Origin of the sequence: Clostridium sp. AWRP (assembly GCF_004006395.2) — a bacterium.
Classification (GTDB): Bacteria; Bacillota; Clostridia; order Clostridiales; family Clostridiaceae; genus Clostridium_B.
Genome location: NZ_CP029758.2, coordinates 498927 through 525676 on the forward strand (window position 1 = coordinate 498927; position 26750 = coordinate 525676).

At 32.1% G+C, this 26750-nt stretch carries 23 protein-coding genes; all 23 read left to right on the forward strand.

Features of this window, described 5'->3' with window-relative positions:
- Positions 1–2 precede the first annotated feature (2 nt).
- Positions 3–1184, forward strand: a complete 1182-nt coding sequence (locus DMR38_RS02290) for a glycosyltransferase family 4 protein (protein WP_175412899.1) — start codon at positions 3–5, stop codon at positions 1182–1184.
- 25 nt (positions 1185–1209) lie between these two features.
- Positions 1210–2376, forward strand: coding sequence for a CDP-glycerol glycerophosphotransferase family protein (locus DMR38_RS02295; protein ID WP_127719813.1), 1167 nt, complete (start codon positions 1210–1212; stop codon positions 2374–2376).
- 91 nt (positions 2377–2467) lie between these two features.
- Positions 2468–3196, forward strand: a complete 729-nt coding sequence (locus DMR38_RS02300) for an IspD/TarI family cytidylyltransferase (protein ID WP_127719814.1) — start codon at positions 2468–2470, stop codon at positions 3194–3196.
- A 12-nt stretch (positions 3197–3208) separates the two neighbouring features.
- Positions 3209–3754, forward strand: a complete 546-nt coding sequence (locus DMR38_RS02305; RefSeq protein WP_127719815.1) for a serine acetyltransferase — start codon at positions 3209–3211, stop codon at positions 3752–3754.
- A complete protein-coding gene (locus DMR38_RS02310) occupies positions 3747–4805 on the forward strand; it encodes an NAD(P)-dependent oxidoreductase (RefSeq protein ID WP_127719816.1) in 1059 nt (352 codons plus the stop codon). The genes DMR38_RS02305 and DMR38_RS02310 overlap by 8 nt, the downstream gene beginning before the upstream one ends.
- Before the next feature lie 97 nt (positions 4806–4902).
- On the forward strand, positions 4903–6027 hold the full coding sequence (locus DMR38_RS02315; protein ID WP_127719817.1) for a glycosyltransferase: 1125 nt from the start codon (positions 4903–4905) through the stop codon (positions 6025–6027).
- A gap of 14 nt (positions 6028–6041) precedes the next feature.
- Positions 6042–7106, forward strand: a complete 1065-nt coding sequence (locus tag DMR38_RS02320) for a hypothetical protein (RefSeq protein ID WP_127719818.1) — start codon at positions 6042–6044, stop codon at positions 7104–7106.
- Positions 7090–7683 carry an acyltransferase gene (locus tag DMR38_RS02325; protein WP_127719819.1) on the forward strand — a complete coding sequence of 198 codons (594 nt, stop codon included), beginning with the start codon at positions 7090–7092 and terminating at the stop codon, positions 7681–7683. The genes DMR38_RS02320 and DMR38_RS02325 overlap by 17 nt, the downstream gene beginning before the upstream one ends.
- 84 nt (positions 7684–7767) lie before the next feature.
- Complete coding sequence (locus tag DMR38_RS02330) at positions 7768–9021, forward strand: glycosyltransferase family 4 protein (protein WP_127719820.1); 1254 nt, start codon at positions 7768–7770, stop codon at positions 9019–9021.
- Between the two features lie 3 nt (positions 9022–9024).
- Positions 9025–10206, forward strand: a complete 1182-nt coding sequence (locus DMR38_RS02335) for an O-antigen ligase family protein (RefSeq protein ID WP_127719821.1) — start codon at positions 9025–9027, stop codon at positions 10204–10206.
- Between the two features lie 174 nt (positions 10207–10380).
- Positions 10381–11490, forward strand: a complete 1110-nt coding sequence (locus DMR38_RS02340) for a polysaccharide pyruvyl transferase family protein (protein ID WP_175412900.1) — start codon at positions 10381–10383, stop codon at positions 11488–11490.
- A gap of 49 nt (positions 11491–11539) precedes the next feature.
- Positions 11540–12733, forward strand: a complete 1194-nt coding sequence (locus DMR38_RS02345) for a Coenzyme F420 hydrogenase/dehydrogenase, beta subunit C-terminal domain (protein WP_127719823.1) — start codon at positions 11540–11542, stop codon at positions 12731–12733.
- Between the two features lie 12 nt (positions 12734–12745).
- Positions 12746–14305, forward strand: a complete 1560-nt coding sequence (locus DMR38_RS02350) for an oligosaccharide flippase family protein (RefSeq protein ID WP_127719824.1) — start codon at positions 12746–12748, stop codon at positions 14303–14305.
- A gap of 57 nt (positions 14306–14362) precedes the next feature.
- The gene (locus DMR38_RS02355) at positions 14363–15082 is read left to right on the forward strand and encodes a polysaccharide deacetylase family protein (RefSeq protein ID WP_127719825.1); all 720 of its coding nucleotides are present in this window, start codon (positions 14363–14365) and stop codon (positions 15080–15082) included.
- Between the two features lie 495 nt (positions 15083–15577).
- Positions 15578–16957 carry a mannose-1-phosphate guanylyltransferase/mannose-6-phosphate isomerase gene (locus DMR38_RS02360; RefSeq protein ID WP_127719826.1) on the forward strand — a complete coding sequence of 460 codons (1380 nt, stop codon included), beginning with the start codon at positions 15578–15580 and terminating at the stop codon, positions 16955–16957.
- A 482-nt stretch (positions 16958–17439) separates the two neighbouring features.
- Positions 17440–18849, forward strand: coding sequence for a group II intron reverse transcriptase/maturase (ltrA, locus tag DMR38_RS02365; RefSeq protein WP_127719827.1), 1410 nt, complete (start codon positions 17440–17442; stop codon positions 18847–18849).
- Between the two features lie 211 nt (positions 18850–19060).
- On the forward strand, positions 19061–20389 hold the full coding sequence (locus DMR38_RS02370; RefSeq protein ID WP_127719828.1) for an RNA-binding domain-containing protein: 1329 nt from the start codon (positions 19061–19063) through the stop codon (positions 20387–20389).
- A gap of 720 nt (positions 20390–21109) precedes the next feature.
- The gene (locus DMR38_RS02380) at positions 21110–21295 is read left to right on the forward strand and encodes a hypothetical protein (protein WP_127719829.1); all 186 of its coding nucleotides are present in this window, start codon (positions 21110–21112) and stop codon (positions 21293–21295) included.
- Between the two features lie 522 nt (positions 21296–21817).
- Positions 21818–22486 (forward strand): exopolysaccharide biosynthesis polyprenyl glycosylphosphotransferase, encoded by a 669-nt coding sequence (locus tag DMR38_RS02385; RefSeq protein WP_279230801.1) that lies wholly within the window; start codon positions 21818–21820, stop codon positions 22484–22486.
- A gap of 44 nt (positions 22487–22530) precedes the next feature.
- Entirely contained in the window at positions 22531–23685 is a 1155-nt protein-coding gene (locus DMR38_RS02390; protein ID WP_127719831.1) for a DUF1972 domain-containing protein, read from the forward strand.
- 77 nt (positions 23686–23762) lie between these two features.
- Positions 23763–24878 carry a glycosyltransferase family 1 protein gene (locus DMR38_RS02395; RefSeq protein WP_127719832.1) on the forward strand — a complete coding sequence of 372 codons (1116 nt, stop codon included), beginning with the start codon at positions 23763–23765 and terminating at the stop codon, positions 24876–24878.
- Between the two features lie 178 nt (positions 24879–25056).
- Positions 25057–26010: a hypothetical protein gene (locus DMR38_RS02400; RefSeq protein WP_127719833.1), complete on the forward strand. Its 954-nt coding sequence runs from the start codon at positions 25057–25059 to the stop codon at positions 26008–26010.
- A 23-nt stretch (positions 26011–26033) separates the two neighbouring features.
- Positions 26034–26738, forward strand: coding sequence for a hypothetical protein (locus DMR38_RS02405; protein WP_175412901.1), 705 nt, complete (start codon positions 26034–26036; stop codon positions 26736–26738).
- Positions 26739–26750 lie beyond the last annotated feature (12 nt).

Below are 26750 nucleotides of genomic sequence, written 5' to 3' on the forward strand. Positions count from 1 at the left end.
GGGTGGAAAAAAGAAAACAAAAAATCCTTATTGTCCACAATTATTATCAAATTCCAGGTGGAGAAGATACAGTTGTTGCCAATGAAAAGAAATTATTAGAGAAACATGGGCATAAAGTAATTTTATATACGAGAAACAATTGCGAGCTAAAAGAACTATCGAAATTCCAGAAATTGTTGCTTCCTTTTACAACGGTATTCAACATAAGAACATATAGAGAGGTAAAGAAGATAATCAGGGAGCAGCAGATTGATATTGTGCATGTTCACAACACATTAAACCTAATCAGTCCGTCTGTATATTACGCTGCTCTTTCCTATAAAAAGCCAGTGATTCAAACTGTGCATAATTTTCGCTTACTTTGCCCCGGAGCTACGTTCTATAGGGACGGACATATTTGTGAGGATTGCATTAATAATGGCTTGAAATGTGCTGTAAAACACAGCTGTTATCGTGGAAGCAAAATGCAGACTCTTGCCTGTGTAATAAGCACGAAAATTCATCGAATGCTTGGTATCTATGGAAAGCTGAATTATATCTGTTTGACAGAATTTAATAAGCAGAAGTTGTTGAACTTGAAGCAGATTAGGCCAGAACGAGTATTTGTGAAGCCAAATTTTGTTGAGAGCAATGAAGAAATCATCCCATACGAGTGTAGAGAAAACCAGTTTGTGTTTGCAGGAAGAATTGACAAGTTAAAAGGCGTTGATATTCTTCTTAAAGCTTGGAATCAAATGGGAAAAGAGGCTCCGAAACTTGTGATCTGTGGTATGGGGCCAATGGAAGAATGGTGTAAACAGTACATTACTGAGAATAGTTTGACAAGCGTGGAAATGAAGGAATTTGTACCTAATAGCGAGGTCAGAAAAATTATTGCCAATTCGAAAGCTCTTATATTACCAACACAGTGGTATGAGGGATTCCCAATGACGATTGTAGAAGCATATTCAGTGCGAACGCCAGTTTTAGGATCTGAAATTGGAAATGTCGGAAGTATTATTATTGATGAACAAGCAGGTATTAAGTTCAGAAGTGATTCTATAAGTGATATAATTCGTGCGGTGCAAGAATTAATAAAAGAGCCAACATTGCATGAAAAAGCACTATTAGAATATGATCAAAAATATACGCCTGAGCGAAATTATGATGACTTGAAAATGATTTATAGAACGATATGTAAATAGCAGAATGTGGATATAGTAGGAGGCCATGAAAAGATATATGGGGGTTAAAAAAAGATTGTTATCAATCGCCAACAAAATAATTCCAAAGAGCAATATAGTTTTGTTCAGCAGTTATCCGGCATTTAGTGATAATTCTTTAGCTCTGTTTCACTATATAGTTAATAATCGCAAAGATATTATAGAATGTTATAGATTATATTGGGGTCAAAGTAATAATGATAAAGTACCGGAAATTGTAAAAGAAAATGTAGATGTAACAGTGGTTGAAAAAGGTTCTTTTAAAGGAATCTGGACGTTTTTACGTGCAAAATATATTTTTTCTACGCATGGCTATTTTTCGGAGGTTTATTCAGGAGCAGGTCAAAGTCAAGTAAATTTATGGCATGGAAATGGATATAAATCCATTACTGATAAAGACCGTATGTATCGCGGTGATTTGACCATTGTTACTGGAGATATATACAGAAAAATTCATTCAAGAGTGTTAGATATGGATGAAAATAGGGTAATAACTACAGGCTTGCCTAGAAATGATTGGCTATTTTCGAAAGAAAAAGCCCTTGAAAAACTTGGAGTATCTAAAGAATCATATAAAAAAATATATATATGGATGCCAACTTATAGAAAAGCATCCATTGGACACAGTGGAGTTGATGGTAATGCTACGGCTTTTGGCATAAGTACAATGAATGCTGAACAATTTCGAAAACTCGAAGATGTACTCCTTAATAATAACTGCTTACTTATAATTAAACCGCATCCTATGGATTCAATGCTGTTGGCTGGACTTGGTAAATATGAGCATATAAGAGTTATTACAAATATAGATTTGGAAAACAATGATATCCAACTTTATGAACTTTTGCCGGAAACAGACGGTTTATTATCTGATTATTCTTCTGTAGTTGTTGATTATTTACTTTTAGGAAAACCTATTACGATGGTCTTATCAGATATGGATGAATATCGAAAAAGCAGAGGTTTTGTTTTTGACCTAGTTGAAGATTATTTCCCTGGTCCGATTGTATCCGACTTTGATAGTCTGCTGAATTATTTTCAGGAAGCTGATACAATAGACAACCAATGGCTTTCAAAACGGTTGAAGTTAAAGAAAGTATTCCATAAATATGATGATGCTTGTAGTTCAGAGCGTGTATGCAATCTAATTTTTGATGCTAATTGCTTGAAGTGAAACATCTTTGCTTTTACATTTGCGATGTTTCATTTGAACTAGATGTGTATTTTATTGTCTTAAACAAGCAAAAGAATGAGAGGATAAATCAATGAACATTGCTGTAATATTTGCCGGGGGAGTCGGTTCTAGAATGCACAGTAAATCGAAACCAAAACAATTTTTAACGATTCATGAAAAACCTATTATTATACACACCTTAGAGATATTTGAAGAACATGAAGAAATTGATGCTATTGTAATTGCATGTATTGAATCGTGGATTTCCTACCTAGAAAAGTTGATTAACAAATATAACATCCACAAAGTAAAAGCGATTGTTCATGGCGGTGCAACAGGCCAGTTATCAATTTTTAATGGTTTGGAAGCTGCTGAAAAGGTTGCAAAGGGAGAAAAGAGTATCGTTTTGATTCATGATGGTGTCAGGCCATTAATTAACCATAAGACAATTTCAGATAATATTCAATCTGTAAGAGAGTATGGATCAGCAATTACCTGCGTGAAGGTAAAAGAAACGGTCCTTGTGGTTTCCGATGATTCGTCGATTGATTATATTCCGTATCGTGCAAACTCTAGGTTGGCAAGAGCACCGCAGAGTTTCTGGCTTGAAGATATTATTACAGTTCACCGTAAAGCATTGGAAGAGGGGAATGATTCTTTTATAGATTCATGCTCAATGATGCAGTATTTTGGTGCTAAGTTGTATCTAGTAGATGGGCCGGAAGAAAATATAAAAATTACTACTCCAGATGATTTCTATACAATGAGAGCTTTGCTCGATGCAAAAGAGAACGCACAAATTTATGGATTTAAGGAATGAGGGTGAATACCCATGGCTTTTAAAGAAAAGATAAAAAATGTAATTAAAAATTGGGTAAAAGGCTTTAATTATGATAAATATTGGAACAGGCGCGAAAAAATATTTGACCCTCATACAAATAAAATATTGAAGATGTACTATAAGTTATACATCTACAGGGTAAATTATAAAAATAATGCAGATATTAACTTCATTGAAGAATGGGGGGATTGCTTCCAGGGAGGGCGTCCTACTTTGGGTCATAATCTTAATGGAATTGTAATAGCAGCTGGTGCAAGAATCGGTAAAAATTGTTTTCTTTCGCACCAAGTTACGATTGGACGTAGTCGTGGTGGAGAACCAGTAATTGGAGATAATGTTTATATCGGGCCAGGGGCAAAAATCTTTGGCGGAATTCATGTGGGTAATAATGTTAGAATTGGTGCTAATTGTATTGTATTTGAAGATATACCGGATAATGCAACTGTAGTTTTAGAAAAGCCAAGAGTCATTATTAAAAAATCTGGATATAAGTATTCCTTAGGCACACTGAGTGAGGAGAATAAAAATAATGGATAGGATATTACAAGAGGATTTTGAGACAATTGCAAATAGCAATATTGAGTTTGAACAATTTAAAAACAAAACATTTATGATAACAGGTGCAACTGGATTAGTCGGTTCTTTATTGGTAAGAGCCTTGATGTATTGTGATCATAAATATAGTTTAAATTTGCAAATTATTGCAGTGATAAGAAATCAAGATAAAGCTAATAGCATCTATGGCGAGGACATAAATAATCCACGTTTGTTTTTTACAAAATGTGATTTATCAAGAGAAGTGTTGGAAACTGATTTCAAGGTGAATTATTTAGTTCATACTGCGGGTATCACTAATTCAAAAATGATGGTTACAAATCCAGTTGAAACTATTACAACAGCGATTATTGGAACTAAGACAGTATTAGATTTCGCTGTTTCTAATGGGGTTGAGAGCGTTGTTTACCTTTCTTCTATGGAAGTATACGGCGATGCAGGAACCACAAAAAGAGTGACAGAAAATGAGCTAGGCTATATTGATATAAATCAAGTGCGTAGTTGCTATTCTGAGAGTAAAAGAATGTGCGAATGCATGTGTACAGCATATTCTGCTCAATATGGCTTAAATGTTAAATGTGCAAGATTAGCTCAAACATTTGGGGCTGGTATTAGTAAGTATGAGAATAGAGTTTTTGCACAATTTGCCCGTAGTGTCATTAAGGGTGAAAATATTGTTCTCCACACGAGAGGTTTATCCGAAGGAAACTATGTATATACGAGTGATGCAATTAAAGCAATCCTGCTTTTACTGGGGAAAGGAGCTCATGGACAAACCTATAACGTGTCGAATGAAGAAAATCATACAACAATTTATGAAATGGCTGAAATGGTCGCTTCTGAGATAGCAAATAGCAAAATTAAAGTTGTTTACGATATTCCGGAGGACCGGTTGCTTTATGGGTATGCGCCTGATGTTAAAGTGTTCTTGAGTTCAGAAAAGATGAGAGAATTGGGATGGAAACCAGAGGTGGGATTACTTGAATCATATAAAAGATTAGTCGCATGGATATATGAAAATGAATTTGATTAAATGATACAGGAATAGGTTTAATAGTTGCCATATGGTATAATGTATAAGCAGTTGATAAACATGAATTTTCAGGAAAACTTATTGCAGAAAGGAAATAATGATGAGAAAAAAAATGCTAATTTTTCATCCTACGATTGCACCATATAGAATTGACTTTTTTAATGATTTATCAAGTGCGTTTGACACGGATATTTTCCTTTACTATAGCAATCTGAAAAGTCAAAAATTTGACTATGATAAAATACAGAATCTATTTCTGTTTAAGCCTCATTATATGGAAAAGAGGATCACTCTTGGAGGAAGAGCTATATATAAAGGGCATATATCAGAAATAATAAAAAGGCAACCAGATATAGTACTTGTTGGAGAGTATAGTTTTGGCGCATGGTGCGCTGTTATTGCACGTGCCTTCTCAAAGAAAAAATACTGTATTATTACCATATGTGATGATAGCAAAAATTATGCCGAGAATTGTTCCGGTGTTAGAAAAATTTCCAGAAATTTAATAATGCGATTTCTTGATGGCATTATTTTGTGTAATGATGTTGCACAAAATTGGTATAGTGTACATTATAAAGTACAGACTTTCGTGTTTCCCATCATCCAAAAAGATGAAATGTTCCGGAAAAAAATGGCGAGCAGTGCTTCGCTGGCGATAGAAAATATTCATCGCTATCAGTTAATTGGAAAAAAAGTGTATTTATTTGTTGGAAGACTATCAGAAGAAAAGAATATAGAGTACTTAGTAGAGTCTTTTATTTATGCTCACGAACTGAATAGCAATGCTGTTTTGCTTATTATTGGCGATTGTGGTTCAAGCGGCGAAAATATTATGAATAGTGTAAAAGAATTGATTCGAAATGAAAAAGCAGGAAGCTACATCATGATGATGGGAAGAATGGAGGGGGAAAATCTCTATGCGTTCTTCAATATTGGTCAGGTTTTGATCTTGCCGAGTCTCCGTGAAGCTTTTGGGGCAGTAACAAACGAAGCATTATTAGCTGGAGAATATGTGATGGTATCTCAGAATGCTGGTTCAGCGTGTTTGGTTAATGAAAAAAACGGTGAAGTATTAGATGTAAGTAAAGAGTATATTGATTTCAGCAAAATAAATTCAAAAATACGTCCGTTATCTAATGATTGGACCATTAAAGAAAGCAAGATGCCGTTTACATATGAAGAAAAGATGACCGCCTTACAACAATGGCTTAAAACCCTATAAAGGAGACGCTAAATATGGAACATTTGATTATTGCGGATGTGCGCAGCCTAAATAGAAATGGCAAGTCCACAGGGCATTATTTTACTCTGGCTGAAAATTATCTAAATATGTTTATAGGAAAATGCAAAATAGAAATTGCAGGTGGTCCAATTTATAAAACAAAGTTTGATGGATTTATGCAACTTAAATACGATACCTACGTAAACGAGAATATTATTAAAACAAAGTATAAAGTAATTCATAACTGTTTTGAACTGTTTCATAAGGCCCAAAATGACATCATCATTTTACAATGCAATGCTGTAGCCACGGTTTTCTTTGCATTAATGCTATATTATAAACCTTTAAATATTTATATGATTCAGTACAATACGTTCTCTATAGATTCTACATTAAAACGGTTTATATATCGTGTGATTAAGAATAAGTTGAAAGGAATCCTTTGCCCTAATGACGAAATAGGCAGAGCATATGGAGTTCCATATTGTGTTGTTCCAGATTACTGTGTCACACAGAAAGAGTATAGTTGCTTACCAAAAGAATTGACTGGCAAGAAATATGATTATGGGATTGTTGGAATAATAACGAGAGACAAAGGCACAGTTGAAGTTGCTAAAAAATTGGTTAATTCTGATTGTTCAGCAATAATAGCAGGAAGACCAGTTGACAACGATATTAAACAAGAACTATTGAATGTTTGCTCAAAAAGTTCAAACATCACCTTAGTGCTAGGATATATCAGTGACGAAGACTATGATAAGTATATACGGCAAAGTAAGTATTGTATTTTGAATTACTCTGATGCATATTCAAAGCACAGCAGCGGAGTTGTATTTGACACGATTTATAGAGGAACCCCAGTAGTTGGTAGAAAGTGTAGATCACTTGATTTCATTGAAGATAATGGATTAGGTATCGTATATGAGGATATTGATTCTTGTGACTTTAAAGAAATAGTCAATAGAAATGCAGACGAAGCTTATCTGAACAATATACGAGAGTTTATGAGAAGGCAACTTGCGGCGTCGGGGGAAATACTTGATTTTGTAAAGGAACGTAACCATGAAAACAATATATAATATAATAAGAAAAATTCGAAAAGTATTCGAGAAAATTGTAAACATGATTTTGTTCCACTATTTTGGAGTGGATTTGGGTGGAAAAACATATCATATTGAAGGCATACTTACGATACGAGCTGATACAAAGCATTCAATTACAATTGGGAAAAATGTCGAGTTTCGTTCAGGAAAGAAATATAACATTATTGGCGGAGATACGCGGTTGATTTTGCGAACATATCGGGGTGGTAAAATTGCAATCGGTAATAATGTTGGAATTTCAAATTCTTCATTAGTTAGTATGAATAACATTATCATCGAAGACGATGTGATGATCGGAGGAAGTTGTAAGATATGGAATACCGATTTTCATTCATTGAATATGGAGCAAAGGATGGAAAGCTATGATACAAATATTCAAAGCGCACCTATTAGAATTAAAAGAGGAGCTTTCATTGGAGCGTGTTCCATAGTGTTAAAAGGAGTCACAATTGGAGAAAAATCGATTGTTGGTGCCGGTTCTGTTGTTACTAAATCAATACCAGATGGAGAAATATGGGGTGGGGCACCAGCTAAATTTATACGAAAGATATAAATTAATGAGTTATAATGTGGCAGGTTGAAGATATATGCTTATTAGTACTGCTACCTAGCGTTGAAATAGGGGGAGGATTTTAGGATGAAAGTCTTGTGGATAGGGAATATTATATTGCCGCAGATAGCAGAATATGAAGGTATAAAGGAACCTGTTGTTGGGGGATGGATGGTCTATTTGGCAGATCTTGTTTCATCAATTCCAGAAACCAACTTAGTTTATCTATTTGATGATGTAAAATCACGCTGTGGTGTTGTTAATAAAATTACATACTATGCAGTAGAAAACAAAAATGAAAGAGTAGGACGGCGTGATGAAGAGTACATCCAACAGTTAATTGAAATAATTCAAAGGGAAAAACCCGACGTGATTCATATTTGGGGGACAGAGGACGAGCATGCACTTGCAATGGTTGAGGCATGTTCGAGACTGAAAATCATAAATAGAGTAGTAATTTCAATTCAGGGATTACTTTCCGAATATGCAAAGTACTACTATGCATATTTGCCAGAAAGAGTTATTCACGGAACGCGAATAAAGGATTTAATTAAAGGCAATTTAAAAGAAAAACATGATGTATTTGAGAAAAAGGGAAAATATGAGATAGAGGCAATTTCTTCAGTCAAACATGTAATAGGTAGAACTGATTGGGACAAAGCTTGTGTATGGGCGATCAATCCTGACGTTCACTATCATTTTAATAATGAAATCCTTCGTAAGGAATTTTATATGGGACAGTGGGAATATTTAAAGTGTGAAAAACATTCTATATTTTGCAGCCAGGCACATTATCCAATTAAAGGAATCCATTTGATGTTGCAGGCAATGCCAATTATTAAACGAGAATATCCAGATGTTAAACTATACATAGGTGGAAAAGATTTTAGCCAGGATCCCAAATGGAAACTTAGTGTGTATCAAAAATATATTTTAGATATTATTAAGAAAGAAGACTTGACGAATAATGTTTTCTTTACAGGGTTTCTTAATGCAGAAAAAATGAAACAACAATACTTACATAGTAATGTATTTGTATCGCCATCGAGTATTGAAAACTCACCTAATTCTGTAGGAGAAGCTATGCTCTTGGGAGTCCCTGTGGTATCCTCATGTGTTGGTGGGGTACAAAATATGATTGAGCATGGAAGAGAGGGATTATTGTATCCTGCAAATGACATCCATATGTTAGCATATTATGTTTGTAAAGTATTTGATGATGAAAGTTTTGCAATTAATTTATCTAAAGAAGCTGTTGAGCATGCAACTAAAACACATGATCAAGAAACTAATTTGAAGCAGCTCATTTCAATCTATAACGATATTGAAAGGAAAATCTAAATTATGTATTCTGAAAGACGAGAGATTAATTATATTTTGTTACTATTAATTATTTTCCCAATACAAATTTTGAATGAATATATTCCCAAGTTAGGCTGGATAATAATTGGTACAAGAATTTTATTTTGCTTACTTTATTTAGCAATACGAATTGGGCAAACGAAAACAATTAAGATACATAAACATAAAGTTGCATTGTCAATAGTAATAATTGTTATTCAGCAGTTTATAGCATTAAATATCCACGGGACAACAATGCAAAATATTATTCGATTGATTGACTATATGTTGATATTGATTGCAGGTTTTACTTATTTCAGTAATCTAAAAAGAAAGGATTATGTATATTTGCACAAAGCAGTTTGGTATATTTCTACGGTATATATTTTGATTACTTTGTGTCAAAGCTTTTATTATCAAGCATCGGACTATCAAGAGGTTATGTTGTTTATTGGTTCTAGAGCTGATACTGTTCAGACAATTTTCACATTGATAGTGTTATTAATTAGTACGGATTATCTATTATATAAAAAAATTAAAAGATGCGATTTTGTATTACTTCTTCTTGCTTTTTTAGATTCAATATGCTTAAAAAGTGGCCAAGGTACTGTTATGCTTGCTTTGATTATAATTACAGTAGCTTTAATTTATTATAAAAATGTAAGTGTATGGAAGTTTATTACACTTAAAATAGGACTAATATTAATTGCTATCTTAAATATATTAATTATATTTGGATATTATCAAAACATAGGAGTATTTAACTTTGTTATTACTGAAGTTTTGCACAAAAGTATTACATTAACAGGCCGCACAAATATCTACTCTCATATTCCGGAATTGATAAGTTTATCACCTTTAGTTGGCTATGGATATGGAACTAAAATAGTTGCAGATTATATAGGCTACATAGATTCTGCTTTTGTAAGTGCTCATAATTCAATACTAGAGCTTTTACTAATTTATGGTGCAATTGGGACAGTATTTTTTATCAAGTTGATCTGGGATACATTAAGGCAACTATACAAACATTATGAAATTCGAGAAAATGGCATTCTTATTGGAGCAATTTGGGCATCATTTATCGGTGGGTTAGTGAACTTAATGATTACATCAGTTCCTTTTTTGATTTTATTGTGTTTTTCTCGGTCATTTTCTTGCTTTTCGGAGACAACAGAAAAGTGAAAAACAGGCTACATTAACATGTTTTACACTTTTCTTGTTTTGTAATCATATGTAATAAATATCAAATAACTGTAGAAGTGTTTTAATTTCATCGGCCTAAACACTTCTTGTATTATGATAGAAAGGTTTTGTTAGATAATGAAAGGCAGCATTTTATATAAGGTTCGCAAGCGAATGGCTTCTAATTCATTTTTAAGTAATACGATAAAGAAGCCGTATATGTGTTTCAAATATTTTTATTCTAATTTCATTGCAGGAAAAAATATTGATGAGCTAAATAAATATATAGATAAAGGATTAAACATAATTTGGTATTTAGATGTACCAACGCATTCTAATATGGGTGATTTAGCTCAGTATGTTTGTATTAAAGATTGGCTTGTATCAAATTATCCAGAGTATACCATTGCTGAGATTTCAGCAGATACTATTGTAAATGCAGAACAGAAATTTATTGATTTACTGAAGAATAAGAAAAGCAATGGGGATTTGATATTTTTCCAAAGTGGATATTGCACACAGGATTTGGGCGGATTTCATGACTACGTTCATCAACTTGTTATAAGGAACTTCCCGAGCATTCCGATTATTATGCTTCCGCAGACGATTTTATACAAAAATAGAGAAAATGCAGAGGCTGTTTCGAATAATTATCGGCAACATAAAAAGATCTTGTTGTTATGCAGGGATTATGTTTCTTACAGTGTTGGAGAAAAAATGTTTGAAAATAATAAACTTCTTCTCTATCCGGATATAGTTACATCATTAATTGGTACTTTACCTATAAATGATAAGAAAGATAGAAGCGGAATACTAATTTGCTGTAGGAATGATTCGGAAAAATATTATGATGAAAATACAATCAAAATGTTAAGTAAAAAATTAGGGAAAATTGATGATGTTACTATTTCGGATACTACAGTAGCATGTGATTTCTCAAAATTAAAATCACATATTAAAGAGCGTGTGCAGCAAATGATTAATGACTTTGGCCGTTACAGGGTAGTAATTACTGATCGCTATCATGGAACAATATTTTCATTAATTGCTGGAACACCAGTTATAGTTATTAAATCAAATGATCATAAAGTGATTACAGGCGTTGATTGGTTTAAAGGAATTTATGATCAAACAGTATGCTATGTGGATAATATTTATAACGTGTATGAAAAAGTTACTTACATTTACAATAATTATGACTATGTTCAGTTAAACTCTGTTTTCAGAGATACATATTATGCCAATTTAAAGAATGTTATTAGTGAATGTATAAAAGAAAAATGAAAAGTATTTTGACATTATTCTTTGAAGTAAAATAAAGGAGAATAAATACATGAAAATATGTGATGATAGTTCATGCACAGGCTGTATGATGTGCATTGATATATGTAATCAAAAGGCAATTTCTGCAGTTGAAGACGAGCAAGGCTTTATGCATCCAAGTATTGATTCTGATAAGTGCGTTGAATGCGGGTTGTGCGTTTCAAGATGTCCAGTGAATTATCAAAAGAAAAATAAAAAAGCTGAAAAGGTTTTTGCTTGTTGGCAAAAAAATGTTGAAAGCCGTTTGGCATCAACGTCCGGAGGTGCATTCTTAACAATTGCTGAAAGAATTATCCAGGGCGGTGGTGTGGTGTATGGTGCTGCTTTTGATGATCTCATGAGAGTGAAACATATTAGAACTTTAAATATGCAGGAAGTAAAAAAATTGAGAGGTTCAAAATATGTTCAGAGTAATACAAAAAATATTTATGAACAAGTAAAAAATGATTTGAAAGTGGGGCGAAAAGTTTTGTTTTCTGGAACACCATGTCAAGTTGCTGCATTACAAAATTATTTGAAAATTAACTATGAAAATCTCTTTTTCATTGACATCGTGTGTCATGGTGTTCCATCGCCAATGATTTTTAGAGACTATTTGAAATGTATCTGCGAAAAAAATCATTCAAAAATAACTGAATTAAATTTTCGCTATAAGAAACCTTGTTGGAGCGTTTTTTCAATGAAAGCAAAATTTAAAAATGGTTCAGAATACATCGCTTCAAAATTTAAGGATCCTTATCTTCATTTTTTTTTATTGAGGGATTTGACACTTAGGAAATCGTGCTTCGAGTGTCATTTTTCCTCTCCTGAAAGAACGGGAGATATTACTTTAGCAGATTTCTGGAATTATAGAGCGTATAAGTTCTCTCAGAGAGGATCAGAGCGTGGAGTTAATCTTGTTTTGACAAATACGAAGAAAGGAGAACAATTACTATGTAGCTTAGCCTCAGAGCTGCATATTGAAGAACATACTTGGAAAGAGGCTTTTGAATCTAACAAACAACTTCTTGAGCCAAATAAAAAACCAGTGCTATATGATAACTTTTGGGGAACCTATAGAGATGGCGGGTTCAGAAAAGTTAGAGAAAAATATTATTATTATAACAAACGTTATGAAATTCTGGGATGCTTATATGCGTGGAAAAAAGCTCATGCATATCTTATAACGGCTAAAATTCTGAAAGCGATTAAGAAAAAAGCATAGTAGGAGAATAGAATGCGAATCAATAGAACTAAAAATGCAACGAGAAATATAATTACGGGTTTTGTTTTGAAGATATATCAACTTTTAGCTCCGTTTTTAATTCGAACTGTAATGATATATGTACTTGGACTAGAGTATTTGGGACTTAATAGTTTGTTTACTTCGATTCTTCAAGTCCTGAATCTTGCAGAATTGGGTGTTGGGGCTGCAATGGTTTTTAGTATGTACAAACCTATTGCTGATGATGATACAATTACAATCTGTGCATTAGTGAAATTGTATAGGCTGTATTATAGAATAATCGGTCTAATAATTCTCGTTGTAGGATGTTTAATTACACCTTTTGTTCCTCATTTGATATCTGGAGAAGTGCCAGCGGGGATGAATGTATATATTTTATATTTGCTTAATTTAGCTGCAACAGTTCTCTCTTATTGGTTGTTTGCATATAAAAATTGCCTTCTGACGGCACATCAACGAGATGATGTAATTAGCAAGGTTACAATTGCAGAGAATACTGTCATGTATGTTGCTCAAATAATGGTTTTATTTTTTACAAAAAACTACTATTGGTATGTCATAATTACACTGCTTTCGCAAGCACTTCTCAATATAATGACGGCAGTTGAGGCTAATAAATTGTTTCCACAATATCGGCCATGCGGCAATCTTGAACCTGATCGTGTAAAAGAAATTAATCAGAGGGTAAAAGATCTTTTTACATCTAAAGTTGGTGAAATAATTGTTAATTCTGCAGATAGTATTATAATATCAGCATTTTTAGGTTTATCTATTTTGGCCATTTATAATAGTTATTATTATATTCTTAATTCTGTAATGGGCTTTGTAACTATATTTTTTGACGCCTGTACAGCTGGAATTGGAAACAGTATAGTTACTGAAACTGAAGAGAAAAACTATAATGATCTTTTAAAATTTACTTTCATAATATCATGGGTCTCTGGATTTTGTGCGTGTTGTTTATTGTGCATTTATCAACCATTCATGGCACTATGGATTGGTGAAACAAACCTATTATCTATAGGATGCGTAGTCTGTTTTGCTGCTTACTTTTATATTCGAGAAATGAACCAGCTATTGATTGTGTATAAGGACGCAGCTGGAATGTGGCATGAAGATAGGTTTAGGCCATTATGCACGTCCCTGACCAATTTGGTTATGAACTTGATTATGGTTCAATTCATTGGCATTTATGGTGTGCTGTTGTCAACGGTATTGAGCTCACTTATTGTCGGCATGCCATGGGTTTTACATAATTTGTTTACAGTAGTGTTTAAGCGACCAATGAATACATTTGTAAAGAGATTAATTCAATATATGTGTTGCACTTTAGTAGTATGTGCTTTAACTTATTTATGCTGTATACTAGTGAATTTTGGAAACTTAGCAAATTTAATTATTAGAACAATTATATGTTTAATTGTACCTAATTTCATATTTTTCATCATATATTATAGAAAAGCGGAATTTAAGCAAACAATGGTATTAATAGATCATATATTGGGAGAAAAAATAGAAATCATACATATAGTTTGCACAAGATTCATGTAATATAAGATAGTTGGTACTATTTATGCCTATTTGAGAAAATGAGAAGGTGATTCATAGATGAACAATATTTTGAAACGTGTCAAGAGTATAGCAAAGCCAATTGTAAAACCGATTGTGATGAAGCAAAATTTAACTTTACCGCATTCAAGTATATATTGCTTGCATCATGTTGAGAAAAACAGTAAATGTTGTGGCGGATGCCAAATGAGCACTGCTCAGTTCAAAGAGTTTGCGAAAAGTCGGAAAAATTGTATTGACCTTAATAGTTTGTTAGAGATGTTGACTCAAGACAATGAACGTGTGACGGGATATACTGCGATTACATTTGACGATGGTTTGTCTGATGCTTATAGGGTAGCATATCCGTATCTTGTTGCAATAAATGCTCCATTTACATTATTTATCTCAAGTAGGTTAGTTAATACTTCTGGCTATATTAATTTACAAGAACTAAAAGAAATGGCATTTAATCCACTGGTAACGATTGGTGTACATGGAGCAAATCATAAAACACTTTTGGGATTATCTAAACATGATTTAGAAGAAGAGGTAATTGTAGCTAAGGATGAGATAGAACAAATGCTAGGAAAGCAATGTAATATATTTGCTTATCCTTATGGCCAATATGATTCATGCGTATTGGACGTCGTATCTAAAGCAGGATTTGATTATGCTTTGCAGGTGAAGGATCGTTCTTGCAGGAAATCGACAGTTAAAAGTAGATTTACTATTCCGAGGTTTAATATTGAGAGCTCTACTCTCAAATACCATGTTTAGTAATATATAATATTATATGCAATTGATATAGAAATTTTGCTCGAATTGCGAATGGAAGCAACTAAAGGTACTTGTCACTTTTGATAAATTGTAAATAAAAAGGTAACTTTTTCATAATAGTAGCAAGCTCCGTTGCAGGCTTCTTCGCAACGACCTCGGGGGGATATGAACAAGATTAAATATTATTCCAGCAGAATAATATAAATAGAGCTGTTGGAATTTTTATATGCAGTACAATATTTTTTGATTAACTCTAAATATATTTGTCAAAAATAGAAATATTAATATTTGGATTTGAGAAGAAATAAATGATAGAGACAAGAAGAAGCTTGATCTCAATGCACTGATCAAAATAGCTATTTGCTCTTGTCCAAAGGAGAAAGTTACTGCATACAATACTCTGCTATAAATTAGCATAAAATATAAACTAGCTGGAAGCAAAAACTTTTTATTACGTTTTGTACTTTGAGCGAAACGAAAGGAATGGACATAAAAATGAAAATAATAATTTTAGCAGGTGGAAGTGGGACAAGGCTGTGGCCCCTTAGCCGTGACAGATATCCAAAACAATTTATAAAATTACAAAGTCATAAACCATCCTTGTTCCAGGAAACCTTTAAGAGAAGTTTATTATTAGCACAATTAGATGATATATATGTAGTAACAAATGAAAAATATAAATTTTTAGTAATGGGTTCTGTTGAAGAATTAGGTTATGAATATAGCGAATCTAATATAATTGTTGAACCTGAAGCTAAAAATACCCTTCCTGCAATTTATGCAGGTGTTCATGAAATAGCTAAAAAGGGTAATGATACGGTAGTTGTTTTTCCTTCTGATCATATGATTGCAAAGGGTCAGGAATTTGCAAATATTATTAAAAAATCAGAACCATTAACTAGAGATTCAATTATAACCTTCGGCATTAAACCGGATAATCCAAACACTGGATATGGATATATTGAACCCGGAAATAAAAAATTAAATGGTTATGAAGTAAAAGAATTTAAAGAAAAACCGGAAGCTGAAATTGCTGCAACTTATGTTGATGAGGGCTACTATTGGAATGCAGGAATATTTATGTTCAACACTGATATTTTTATAAATGAAGTAAAACACTATGCTCCAAATATATATAATGCTTTTGAAAGCAGCAGTACTATAAAAGAAGCTTTTAGTAAAATAGATGAAAAAATTTCAATAGATTATGGTATTATGGAGAAAAGTAAAAATGTTGCTGTTGCACCTGTAGATATAGGCTGGAATGACCTTGGCAGCTTTGATTCTTTTTATGAAGTCTTTGATAAGGATGAAAATAATAATATATCTGGTGAGGATAATATACTTATTGATTCAAAAGACAACTACATATATTCAGAAAAAGGCAAGATAGTAACAGCAGTAGGTGTCAATGATTTAATTGTAGTGGATAATAGGGATGCCTTGCTTATTTGCAAAAAAGATCAGTCACAAAAGGTAAAGAAAATTGTACAATCCTTAAAAGAAAGAAATGACAGCAGAGTAGAATATCATGTGCAGGATTACAGGCCTTGGGGAAGTTATAAAGTTTTAGAAGAAGAGAAGAATTCATTTAAGATTAAAAGAATTAAAGTAAGCCAGGGTAAGAAGTTAAGCTACCAGATGCATTATCATAGGAGTGAGCATTGGATTGTTGTTAAAGGTATGGCCAAAATGACAATAGATGATGTAGAAAAGCTGGTGCCTGCAGGAGAAAGTATTTTTATAAAACCTGGACAAAAGCATAGGCTTGAGAATCCAGGAAAGATACCTCTTGAGATCATTGAGGTTCAGATGGGTAATTATTTAGAGGAAGATGATATTGTAAGATTTGAAGATGATTATGGAAGAAAATAAGTTTAATAAAATGAATATGTGAAGAAAGTAGTAAGCAGGGTAGAGTGATTTACCCTGCTTTTGTTGTGCGCCCAGCATGAATGCAATCTAAAGGGTGAAAGTCCCTAGCACGGGTTGATAGTACCAAGTGCATAGCTTAAGACAAGGGTGTCCATGGTGACGTGGAATCTGAAGGAAGTCGGCGGCAAAACTCCGGTCTGACGGACAGAAATTACATATAAGGCATATGTCTGTGGGTGAGGTTGCAACACAAACTGAAGCCCTAAGCTATTCAAGACAGACGGTGTAAATGTAGCAGATAGATGGAGTGAAAGATTGGGTTCTTACCTGGGGAGGTCTGATAGGCATGTTATGGATATGAAATTAGAAATAATAACCTACGCAGTGATGTGTAGTTGAACTATTAGAAGTCAGCAGAGGTCATAGTACCACGCAGTATGCGTCGGCGTGGGAAGGACTGAACAATAGGAGGTTTTAGAATTTTGAAAGATACGAAGAATTATGATAAAAGCAGACAACTTCATAAGAAAGGCTATCTACATGGAAAGAGAGTGGAACTCAAAAGCAATGTAGAAGTGCATAGTAATTCTTCTATGTCCAATAAAGGAAGAAACAACGTCAATGAATACAGTAGTGATTTACTGGAGCGAATATTATCAAGAGATAACTTGAATATTGCTTATAAAAGAGTAAAAGCCAATAAAGGAAGTCATGGTATTGATGGCATGACATTAGACGAACTTTTACAATACTTAAAAGAACATGGGCAGGAATTAAGGCAATCACTACATGAAGGAAAATATAAACCACAACCTGTCAGGAGGGTGGAAATTCCAAAGCCTGACGGAGGGAAGAGATTATTAGGAATACCTACTGTAGTAGACAGAGTTATTCAACAAGCTATTGCTCAAGTGCTAATACCAATATATGAAAAGAAGTTTTCAGAAAATAGTTATGGTTTTAGACCGCAAAGAAGTGCGAAGCAAGCTGTTGAGAAATGCAGACAATATATAAATGCAGGTCATACATGGACTGTAGATATAGACCTTGCTAAATACTTTGATACGATAAATCACGATAAACTAATAAGACTACTATCTAAAGATATAGAAGATGGTAGAGTAATTTCTCTAATACGAAAATACCTGCAAAGTGGTGTAATGATAAATGGAGTAGTTATGAATACAGAAGAAGGTGCACCGCAATGTGGACCACTATCTCCACTATTAAGCAACATAATGTTACATGAACTTGATGTAGAACTAACAAAGCGAAAGCTTTGTTTTTGCAGATATGCTGATGACTGTAATATATACTTAAAAAGCAAGAAAGCAGCAAATAGAGTAATGGAGAGCATTACAAAGTTTATTGAAGAAGAGTTAAAACTCAAAGTAAATAGAGAGAAAAGCACAGTAGATAGACCTTGGAAACTTAAGTTTTTAGGATTTTCCTTTTATAGGGGTAAAGGTGAGTATAGAATAAGAATTCATGAGAAACCTTTGAACAAATTTAAAGCGAAACTTAAGAAATTAACTTCAAGAAGTAATGCAATGAATATGGAATATAGGTTTTTAAAATTAAAACAAGCAATAGTTGGATGGGTAAACTATTTTGCTATCGCGGATATGAAAAGTATTCTTAAGAAGCTTGATGAATGGTTAAGGCGAAGGGTAAGAATGTGTTTTTGGAAACAATGGAAAAAGATTAAAACAAAACACGATAATCTTGTAAAATTAGGAACACAAAATAATAAAGCATGGGAATTTGCTAACACAAGAAAAAGCTATTGGAGAACATCCAACAGCCCAATATTAGCTAAAACTTTAACCAATAGTTATCTAAAAGGAAAAGGATTAATCTCTATTTCTGAAATTTATTCATTAGTGCGTTAATTCCTATTGAACCGCCGTGTACTGAACAGTATGCTCGGTGGTGTGAGAGGTCGCTGAATAAAATAATTATTCAGCTCCTACTCGATTTTTTTGCTATAAATGTAGAATTACAAAATAAAAAGTAAAACGATTTTTGTTGATTATAGTGTTAGAAAGTAATAGAATAAGTACTAGAAGGGTAGAATAAGTGTTAGAATGAGGAGAGAGGATAATGGAATTTATAGAAAGTAGTAATGTAGAGCTAAAGGAAATTTATATATCAGATATAAAAAAAGAAGTTGTTGCATTTGCTAATACAAGGGGAGGAACAATTTATATAGGTATTGCAGATGATGGAAAGGTAATTGGATTAGAAAATTCCGATGAAATTATGCTGCAGGCAGGAAATGCTATTAGGGATGCTATCAAGCCTGATATTACATTATTTGTTGATTATGACATAGAAATTATAGAAGATAAGAAAGTAATTAAAATATCTGTACAGAGAGGTGTTGACCGGCCTTATTATTTAGAAAAGAAAGGTTTAAAACCTTCTGGAGTTTATGTGCGTCAGGGAAGTGCTTCTGTACCTGCATCTCAAGATGCTATCAGGAAGATGATTAAAGAGACAGATGGAGATAATTATGAAAAGGTTCGTTCCTTTAATCAGGATTTGACCTTTGAATATGCAGCTAATGAAATGAAAAAACGTAATTTGAAATTTAGTTATGCTCAGATGACTACTTTAGGACTTATCGGAGAAGATGGTTTATATACAAACCTTGGACTATTACTTTCTGACGAGTGTGTACATTCTATAAAAATTGCTTACTTTGAAGGCTCGGATAAAAGTGTTTTTAAAGACCGTAGAGAATATTATGGCTCATTGTTAAAGCAGCTCTCTGATTCCTATGAATATATTGATTTATTAAATAAAACAAAGGCAACTTTTGTGGGATTAGATAGAATTGATAAAAGAGATTATCCACCAGAAGCTATCCGTGAGGCGTTGTTAAATAGTATTGTACATAGAGAATACTCATTTAGTGGAAGTACACTTATTAATATTTATGATGATCGTATAGAATTTATATCTCTTGGTGGACTGGTTCCTGGATTATCAATTGAATCTATTATGCTTGGTGTGTCACAACCTAGAAATGAAAAGCTTGCAAATTTATTTTACCGCTTAAAACTCATTGAGGCATATGGTACAGGTATTGCCAAAATAGTATCAAGCTATAAAGAAAGCAGTATTCAGCCTACAATTAGGGCAGCAGATGGTGCATTTCAAGTTATACTTCCCAATTTAAATTATACATCTGATAAAGATAATATTGAGGAAGGGGCTGGAGCTTCCGGTTCTTATAATCCTCAGTTTCAGGCAATATTAGATGCGATGAGAAATCAGGGGAGTGTTACCAGACGTCAAGCACAAAATATATTGGGAGTAGGGCAATCTAGGACACTCAAAATTTTAAAGGAGATGACAGCAGAGAAGCTAATTTTACAAGTAGGAAAAGGCAAAAATGTAGAGTATCATCTGAATAAAGTAAAGTAGTAAGCGGGGTAGAGTGATTTACCCTGTTTTTAACTATTATATGCATTTTTATAAGTCAGAAATATTGCATTAAGAGATAAGCTATAGGAAATTAATTCTATGGTTGATGTAAATATGAAGGTATGATAAACTATCTACGTACAATTTAATATAGTTGTGTGTGGGCAGCTGGTATTGCTATCCCTTTTAGGAGGGAGGTGATACATATGTACGAAATGTTTATAGTAGTTTTTGCTGCTCTATCATTTTTGGTAGCGTTGATAAATTTGATTATCGTACTTATAGATAAACAGAGTTCTTGGTATCAGATGGAGTTTTAACTCCATCTGATGCGTAGAAATCGTTATCCAGGGACGTAGTTGCTCGCAACGTAAACTTGGGAAAGTTGGAGTATTAGAGCAAGTAGTCATCGGATAAAATAAAAAAGTAGCCCACCCACGCAATTGGTATAGCTACTTTTTTAAATAATTAAATTAGCGAAACTAGTTGCCTAAACAACTAGAATTGTATACTACAGGGTGTCCCAACACCCTGTTTTTATTATGTCAATTTCTTAACTTAATTATACAGTATGTATTTTTAAAGTCAATAAGATGAATTTAAAAAATTTAGTGAATCGGTTTATATAACAAGAATGATAAGGGATATTTAGCTGACATGAGTATTCTATAAATAAATACAGTATGATACAATGATATTATTAATATAGGTGGTGAAAAAATGGATAATGAAATTTTAGATCTATTAAAAACTATCAACAATAAACTTGATGAACATACACAAATATTAAGATCTTTAGAGCATGCGAGTGAGATGCATAAAGTAGAAATAGATAAAGTTAATTATACTGCTGCAAAAATTGAAGGGGAAGTTAAAGGAATTAGAGAAGACCTCATAGCAGGGTAGAGTGATTTACCCTGTTTTTATTTTTTACTATATCCATCAGTTAGTGTGTATTTTCTAACTTAAAAATCAACTTATGTATAAAATATACTAACAAAATTGAAAACACTTTTAAAAACTTTTCTATAAGTCTTAGCGAGGCATTTTAGAAAATCTTAGGAGCTTAGATATGTTTGAGGTACGAGTTTAGCTAAGCTTCTTAGATTTTCAAAATACCGAGCTTTAGACTTATTAAAGTTTTTAAGGTGATGAAATTTGTTAGTATATGGCTGATATAAGTTGATTTTTTTGTTTAGAATTACTACTAATTGCTGGATATTTTTTTGTTTAAAATTGCATACTTTTCTAGACAAATTACGGTATATATCTACCCCAATTTAACAAAAAATCATAGTTTAGTATTTTTTCATTAAACTTGACAGAACTGCTTATATTTTAAACTTGTTTATACTCAAATATCACATTATTATTATATATGAGGGGGTTATGTAGACCTAATTAATTAGAAAAGGTGGGGATTTTCCATTGAATGGGCTGCAAATCGAATCTATTAAAATAGTGGTGAAAAGTATGGAAAAGTATGAAAAAAGTGTCGGCTATCATTTCCTTAAGAGAATTATGGATATAATTTTCTCTTTTGTCGGAATTATTGCCTTTTTTCCGATTATGTTTGTAGTGGCAGTTGCAATTAAGCTTGATTCTAAAGGGCCAATTATATTTTCACAGGCTAGGGTGGGAAAAAACGGTAAAATTTTCAAAATGTACAAGCTAAGGTCTATGACCCATGATGCAGAACAGCTTTTGGACAACCTTCAACATAAAAATGAAATGACAGGACCAATGTTTAAGATAAAAAAGGATCCAAGGATTACAAAGGTGGGAAGGTTTATAAGAAAAACTAGTCTTGATGAGCTTCCACAGTTGTTTAACGTGATTAAAGGTGAAATGTCACTGGTAGGTCCGAGACCTAATCTTCCGAAAGAAGTTGCAAAATTTACTTCTCAGCAAAAAGTTAAGCTTTTGGCAAAACCGGGGCTTACATGTTACTGGCAGGTTATGGGCAGAAGCAATGTTGATTTTGAAGAATGGATAAGACTGGATTTAAAGTATATAAAGGACAGGAGCACGCTTTTAGATATAAAGTTAATATTTAAAACTTTAGGTGTATTCTTTGGAGATAAAAATGCAAGTTAAGAACTAAAAATATAAAATAAAATTTGCTAAGGTGGATACAAAAAATGAAAAATATTTTTATTATAGGTTCAAAAGGCATACCTGCAAGATATGGCGGTTTTGAGACATTTGTTGATAAACTTACTTTTCATAAAAAAAATATTGATATTAAGTATCATGTAGCATGTTTGGCAGAAGATGAAAAAGAGTTTGAATATAATAATGCACGATGCTTCAATGTTAAAGTAAAAAATATAGGAAGTGCTAGGGCCATTCTATATGATATAAAAGCGTTAAAAATGTCTGAAAAATATATAAAGAAAAATAATTTGAAAGATTCTATCATTTATATACTGGCTTGTAGAATAGGTCCTTTTTTAGCTTTTTATAAAAAAAAGTTAGAGAGGCAGGGCATTAAAGTATATGTCAACCCTGATGGACATGAATGGAAAAGGAGCAAGTGGAACAAAGCAGTAAAAGCATACTGGAAATATTCTGAAAGACTAATGGTAAGGCATGCAGATTTTTTAGTATGTGATTCACTTGGAATTGAAGAATATATAAAGGAAGAGTATAAAGCGTATAATCCTAATACTACATTTATAGCTTATGGTGCAGATATCAAAGAATCAGCTTTATCAGATGATGACCCAAAGCTATTGAATTGGTTTTATAAAAATGGTATTAAATCTAAACAATACTATTTGATTGTTGGAAGGTTTGTTCCTGAAAATAATTATGAAGTTATGATTAGAGAAATTATGGCATCAAAAACGGATAAAGATTTAGTTATTATAACAAATGTTGAAAAAAATAAGTTTTATGATGAGTTATTATTAAAAACCCACTTTGATAAAGATAAACGTATAAAGTTTGTTGGTACAGTTTATGATCAGGAGTTAATTAAGAAAATCAGAGAAAATGCCTACGCTTATATACATGGACATGAAGTAGGGGGAACAAACCCTTCTCTATTAGAAGCTTTAGCAAGTACTCAGTTAAATTTACTTGTAGATGTTAATTTTAATAGGGAAGTTGGCAGGGATGGAGCTATTTATTTTAAGAAAAGTAGTGGTGACTTATCAACCTTGATTAAAGAAATAGAGAGATTGGATATAAATAACATTAATAAATTATCTGAAAATGCTAAAAATAGAATAATTAATAGTTACTCATGGAATAAGATTGTAAACGACTATGAAGAATTATTTGGTATTTAGGCATTTGAAAGAAAATAAAAAATAGGCCAGTATACTGACTGGCTATTTCTTTAAAAATGCCTTATTAGGGGGCACTTATGAGAATAGGAATTGATGCACATGTTATAGGGGATAAATCCGGAGGTAATGAAACATATTATAAAAATTTGATAGAGCAAATAACTAAATTAGTTACAGATGAAGAAGTCTACTTATATTTCAATGATCTAAAAAAATCAGAACTTATTAATATTGACAATGAAAATAATATTAAAATAGAAAGCTTTAAGACTTCTAATGCAGTTAAGAGGTATATGAAGTATTTACCGGATTACGTACAAAAGGATAAACTTGACGTACTTCATTTACAGTATTTCCCTGTAATAAAGAAAAAGTGCAAAATTGTAGGTACTATACATGATATTTCTTTTGAACATTATCCAGAATATTTTACTAAGAAAAATTTATTGATGAATAAGATTTTGGTACCTGCTCTGGCAAAACAGGCTGATAAAATTTTGACTGTTTCCAATTTTTCAAAGCAGGATATTAGCAATAAATATGGAATTGATCCTGATAAAATTGTTGTTACGCATTTAGCGGCCAGTGAAAAATATAAAGTTATAAAGGATTATGAATTATTAAAACAAACCAGGAAAAAATTTAATATTAATGGAGAATTTATTTTAACTGTTGGAAATCTTCAGCCAAGAAAAAATTTGAGCAGATTATTTACTACTTATATTAACTTAAGAAATAAAAAATTAATTGATGAAAAACTTGTTGTTGTTGGTAAAAAAGCCTGGTTGTTCAACGATATTTTCAAATTTGTCAATGAATCAAAGTATAAGGAGGATATAATTTTTACAGATTATGTGTCAGAAGAAGATTTGGCATTACTTTACAATGCAGCCAAATTGTTTGTATATCCTTCTGTATTCGAAGGCTTTGGACTGCCGCCTTTGGAAGCAATGTCATGTGGAACACCTGTTGTTACTTCAAATATTACTTCTATACCTGAAGTAACAGGAAATGCAGCAGTGCTATTTAATCCATGGAATGTGGAAGATATGGAAGAAAAAATTGTTACTACAATAAATAATGGGGATAGGCTTAATAAATTAAGTGAACTGGGACTAAAAAGATCACTGGATTTTTCTTGGAAAAAAACTGCCCAAATAACATTGGAGGCATACCATGGAATGGTTACTTAGTATTTTATTTGTTACACATCAATTTTTTGGAGGCAATTTCGACCTCTTTTATATAATGGCTTTGTTATTGATATTAAAAGATATCCTTTTTTTTAGATATCGCAATATATCGACTACATTTATATTTTTACTGCCCATAATATTTATATTTATACTCCAAATTCTTATGTTGCATGACTTGAATGTTCAAAAAGGAATAGCATCTGTAGGTAAGATATTCTTATGTTTATATTTATTAAATACAGTAAAAAATAATTTTAATAGAGTTAATGTTACTAAACTATATAAATATGCTGTTTTACTATTGATGTTACTATTTGTTACCAGCTTATTTGTGAAAACAGATGTTTTTTGGATATTTAATGATTTAACTAATAAATTTCTTACAACCAGATTAAAACTTTTATATATAGAACCTAGTGAATTATCATTTCATGCCGCAGTGCTAGCATTATTTATCTTATTTTACAATAATAATTGGGAGAAGCTTTTTGCAAGCTATGAGAATTTATTATATTTAATTATTCTTTTAGTAATTATGGCATATTCAGGCGGTTTAGGAGGAATTGTACTAGTTTTATTTACAGTTACATTTATATTAGGCCGTGATAATTTAAAAAAATCTACAGCTGGAAGAAAAATTATATATATATATATAATTCTATGCATGATTCCAATAATTTTTATTTTCGTTAACTATTTTGAGGGTTCTATAGTATTAAGGCTTCAAGCTATTATGAGCGGATCGGATTCTTCTTTTAACTATAGAGTATTTAAAGGATTTAATGGAATGAAAGCATGTTTAGCGTCTAATCCATTTTTAGGAATTGGCTTTGGAAATCTAAACACGGACTATTATCAATATATGCTGCTCTCATATGGATTAGTAAGCAAGATAGCAAATTCCTTTATGTATGCAATAGCAGAAGGAGGATTATTGCTTTTATTTTATCTGAGCTGCCTTTTCATTTATATGTGGAAACATATTAATAATGATATTTTTAAATATGCACTATTAATATTCATACTTTTATATCAAATAGGAGGAGGATATTTTACCAATCCAATTAATTGGATTATTTATGGAATAATATTAAGTAATAGTGCTGAAGAAAGATCAGAGGTGTCATGATGAAAATTAAAAATTGCTTATTAATGTTTGTTCCAATAAATAGGTTGAAGATATATTTATACAATAAATTGCTGCATTACAAAATAGATAAAAGCTGTAAAATTGGTTTTTCTTATATTGATGCTGTTTATTTTGAATTGGGCAGAGGAAGTGTTATAGGAAGCTTTAATTTAATTAAGAATTGCAGCAAAATAGTGATCAAAGAAAACTCTACAATATTGAAGTATAATTTTTTTAAAAGTTGTAAGAGTGTAATTGTCGGAAACAATACAGTAATTGTAAGAGATAATAAATTCTTACACAATGATAATGTAGGACTTGGATTTGGGGGCAATATTATTATTGGAAATTTTACCACTATTGTTAATAGACATTATTTTGATTTAACAGATGATATTTATATTGGTGATAAGTGCACCATTGCAGGTAATGGAACTGAATTTTGGACACATGGATTTGACCTGGAAAATAATAGAGTTCAAGGTGAAATTAAGTTACTGAACAATATATATATCGGGGCAGGTGTAAAATTTAACTTTGGTTTAAAAGTAAACAGTAATAATATTGTGGGAATGGGCAGTATATTAACCAAATCAATTAATTGCGAAGGCTATTTAATAGGTGGCATTCCGGCAAAACCAATATCAAAATTGAATAATGACAAAATTGGTTACAAAGAAATGGGAACTATTAATAATAAGAAGGTATATAGAAAAATAATTGATTAATGGAGGAGATAA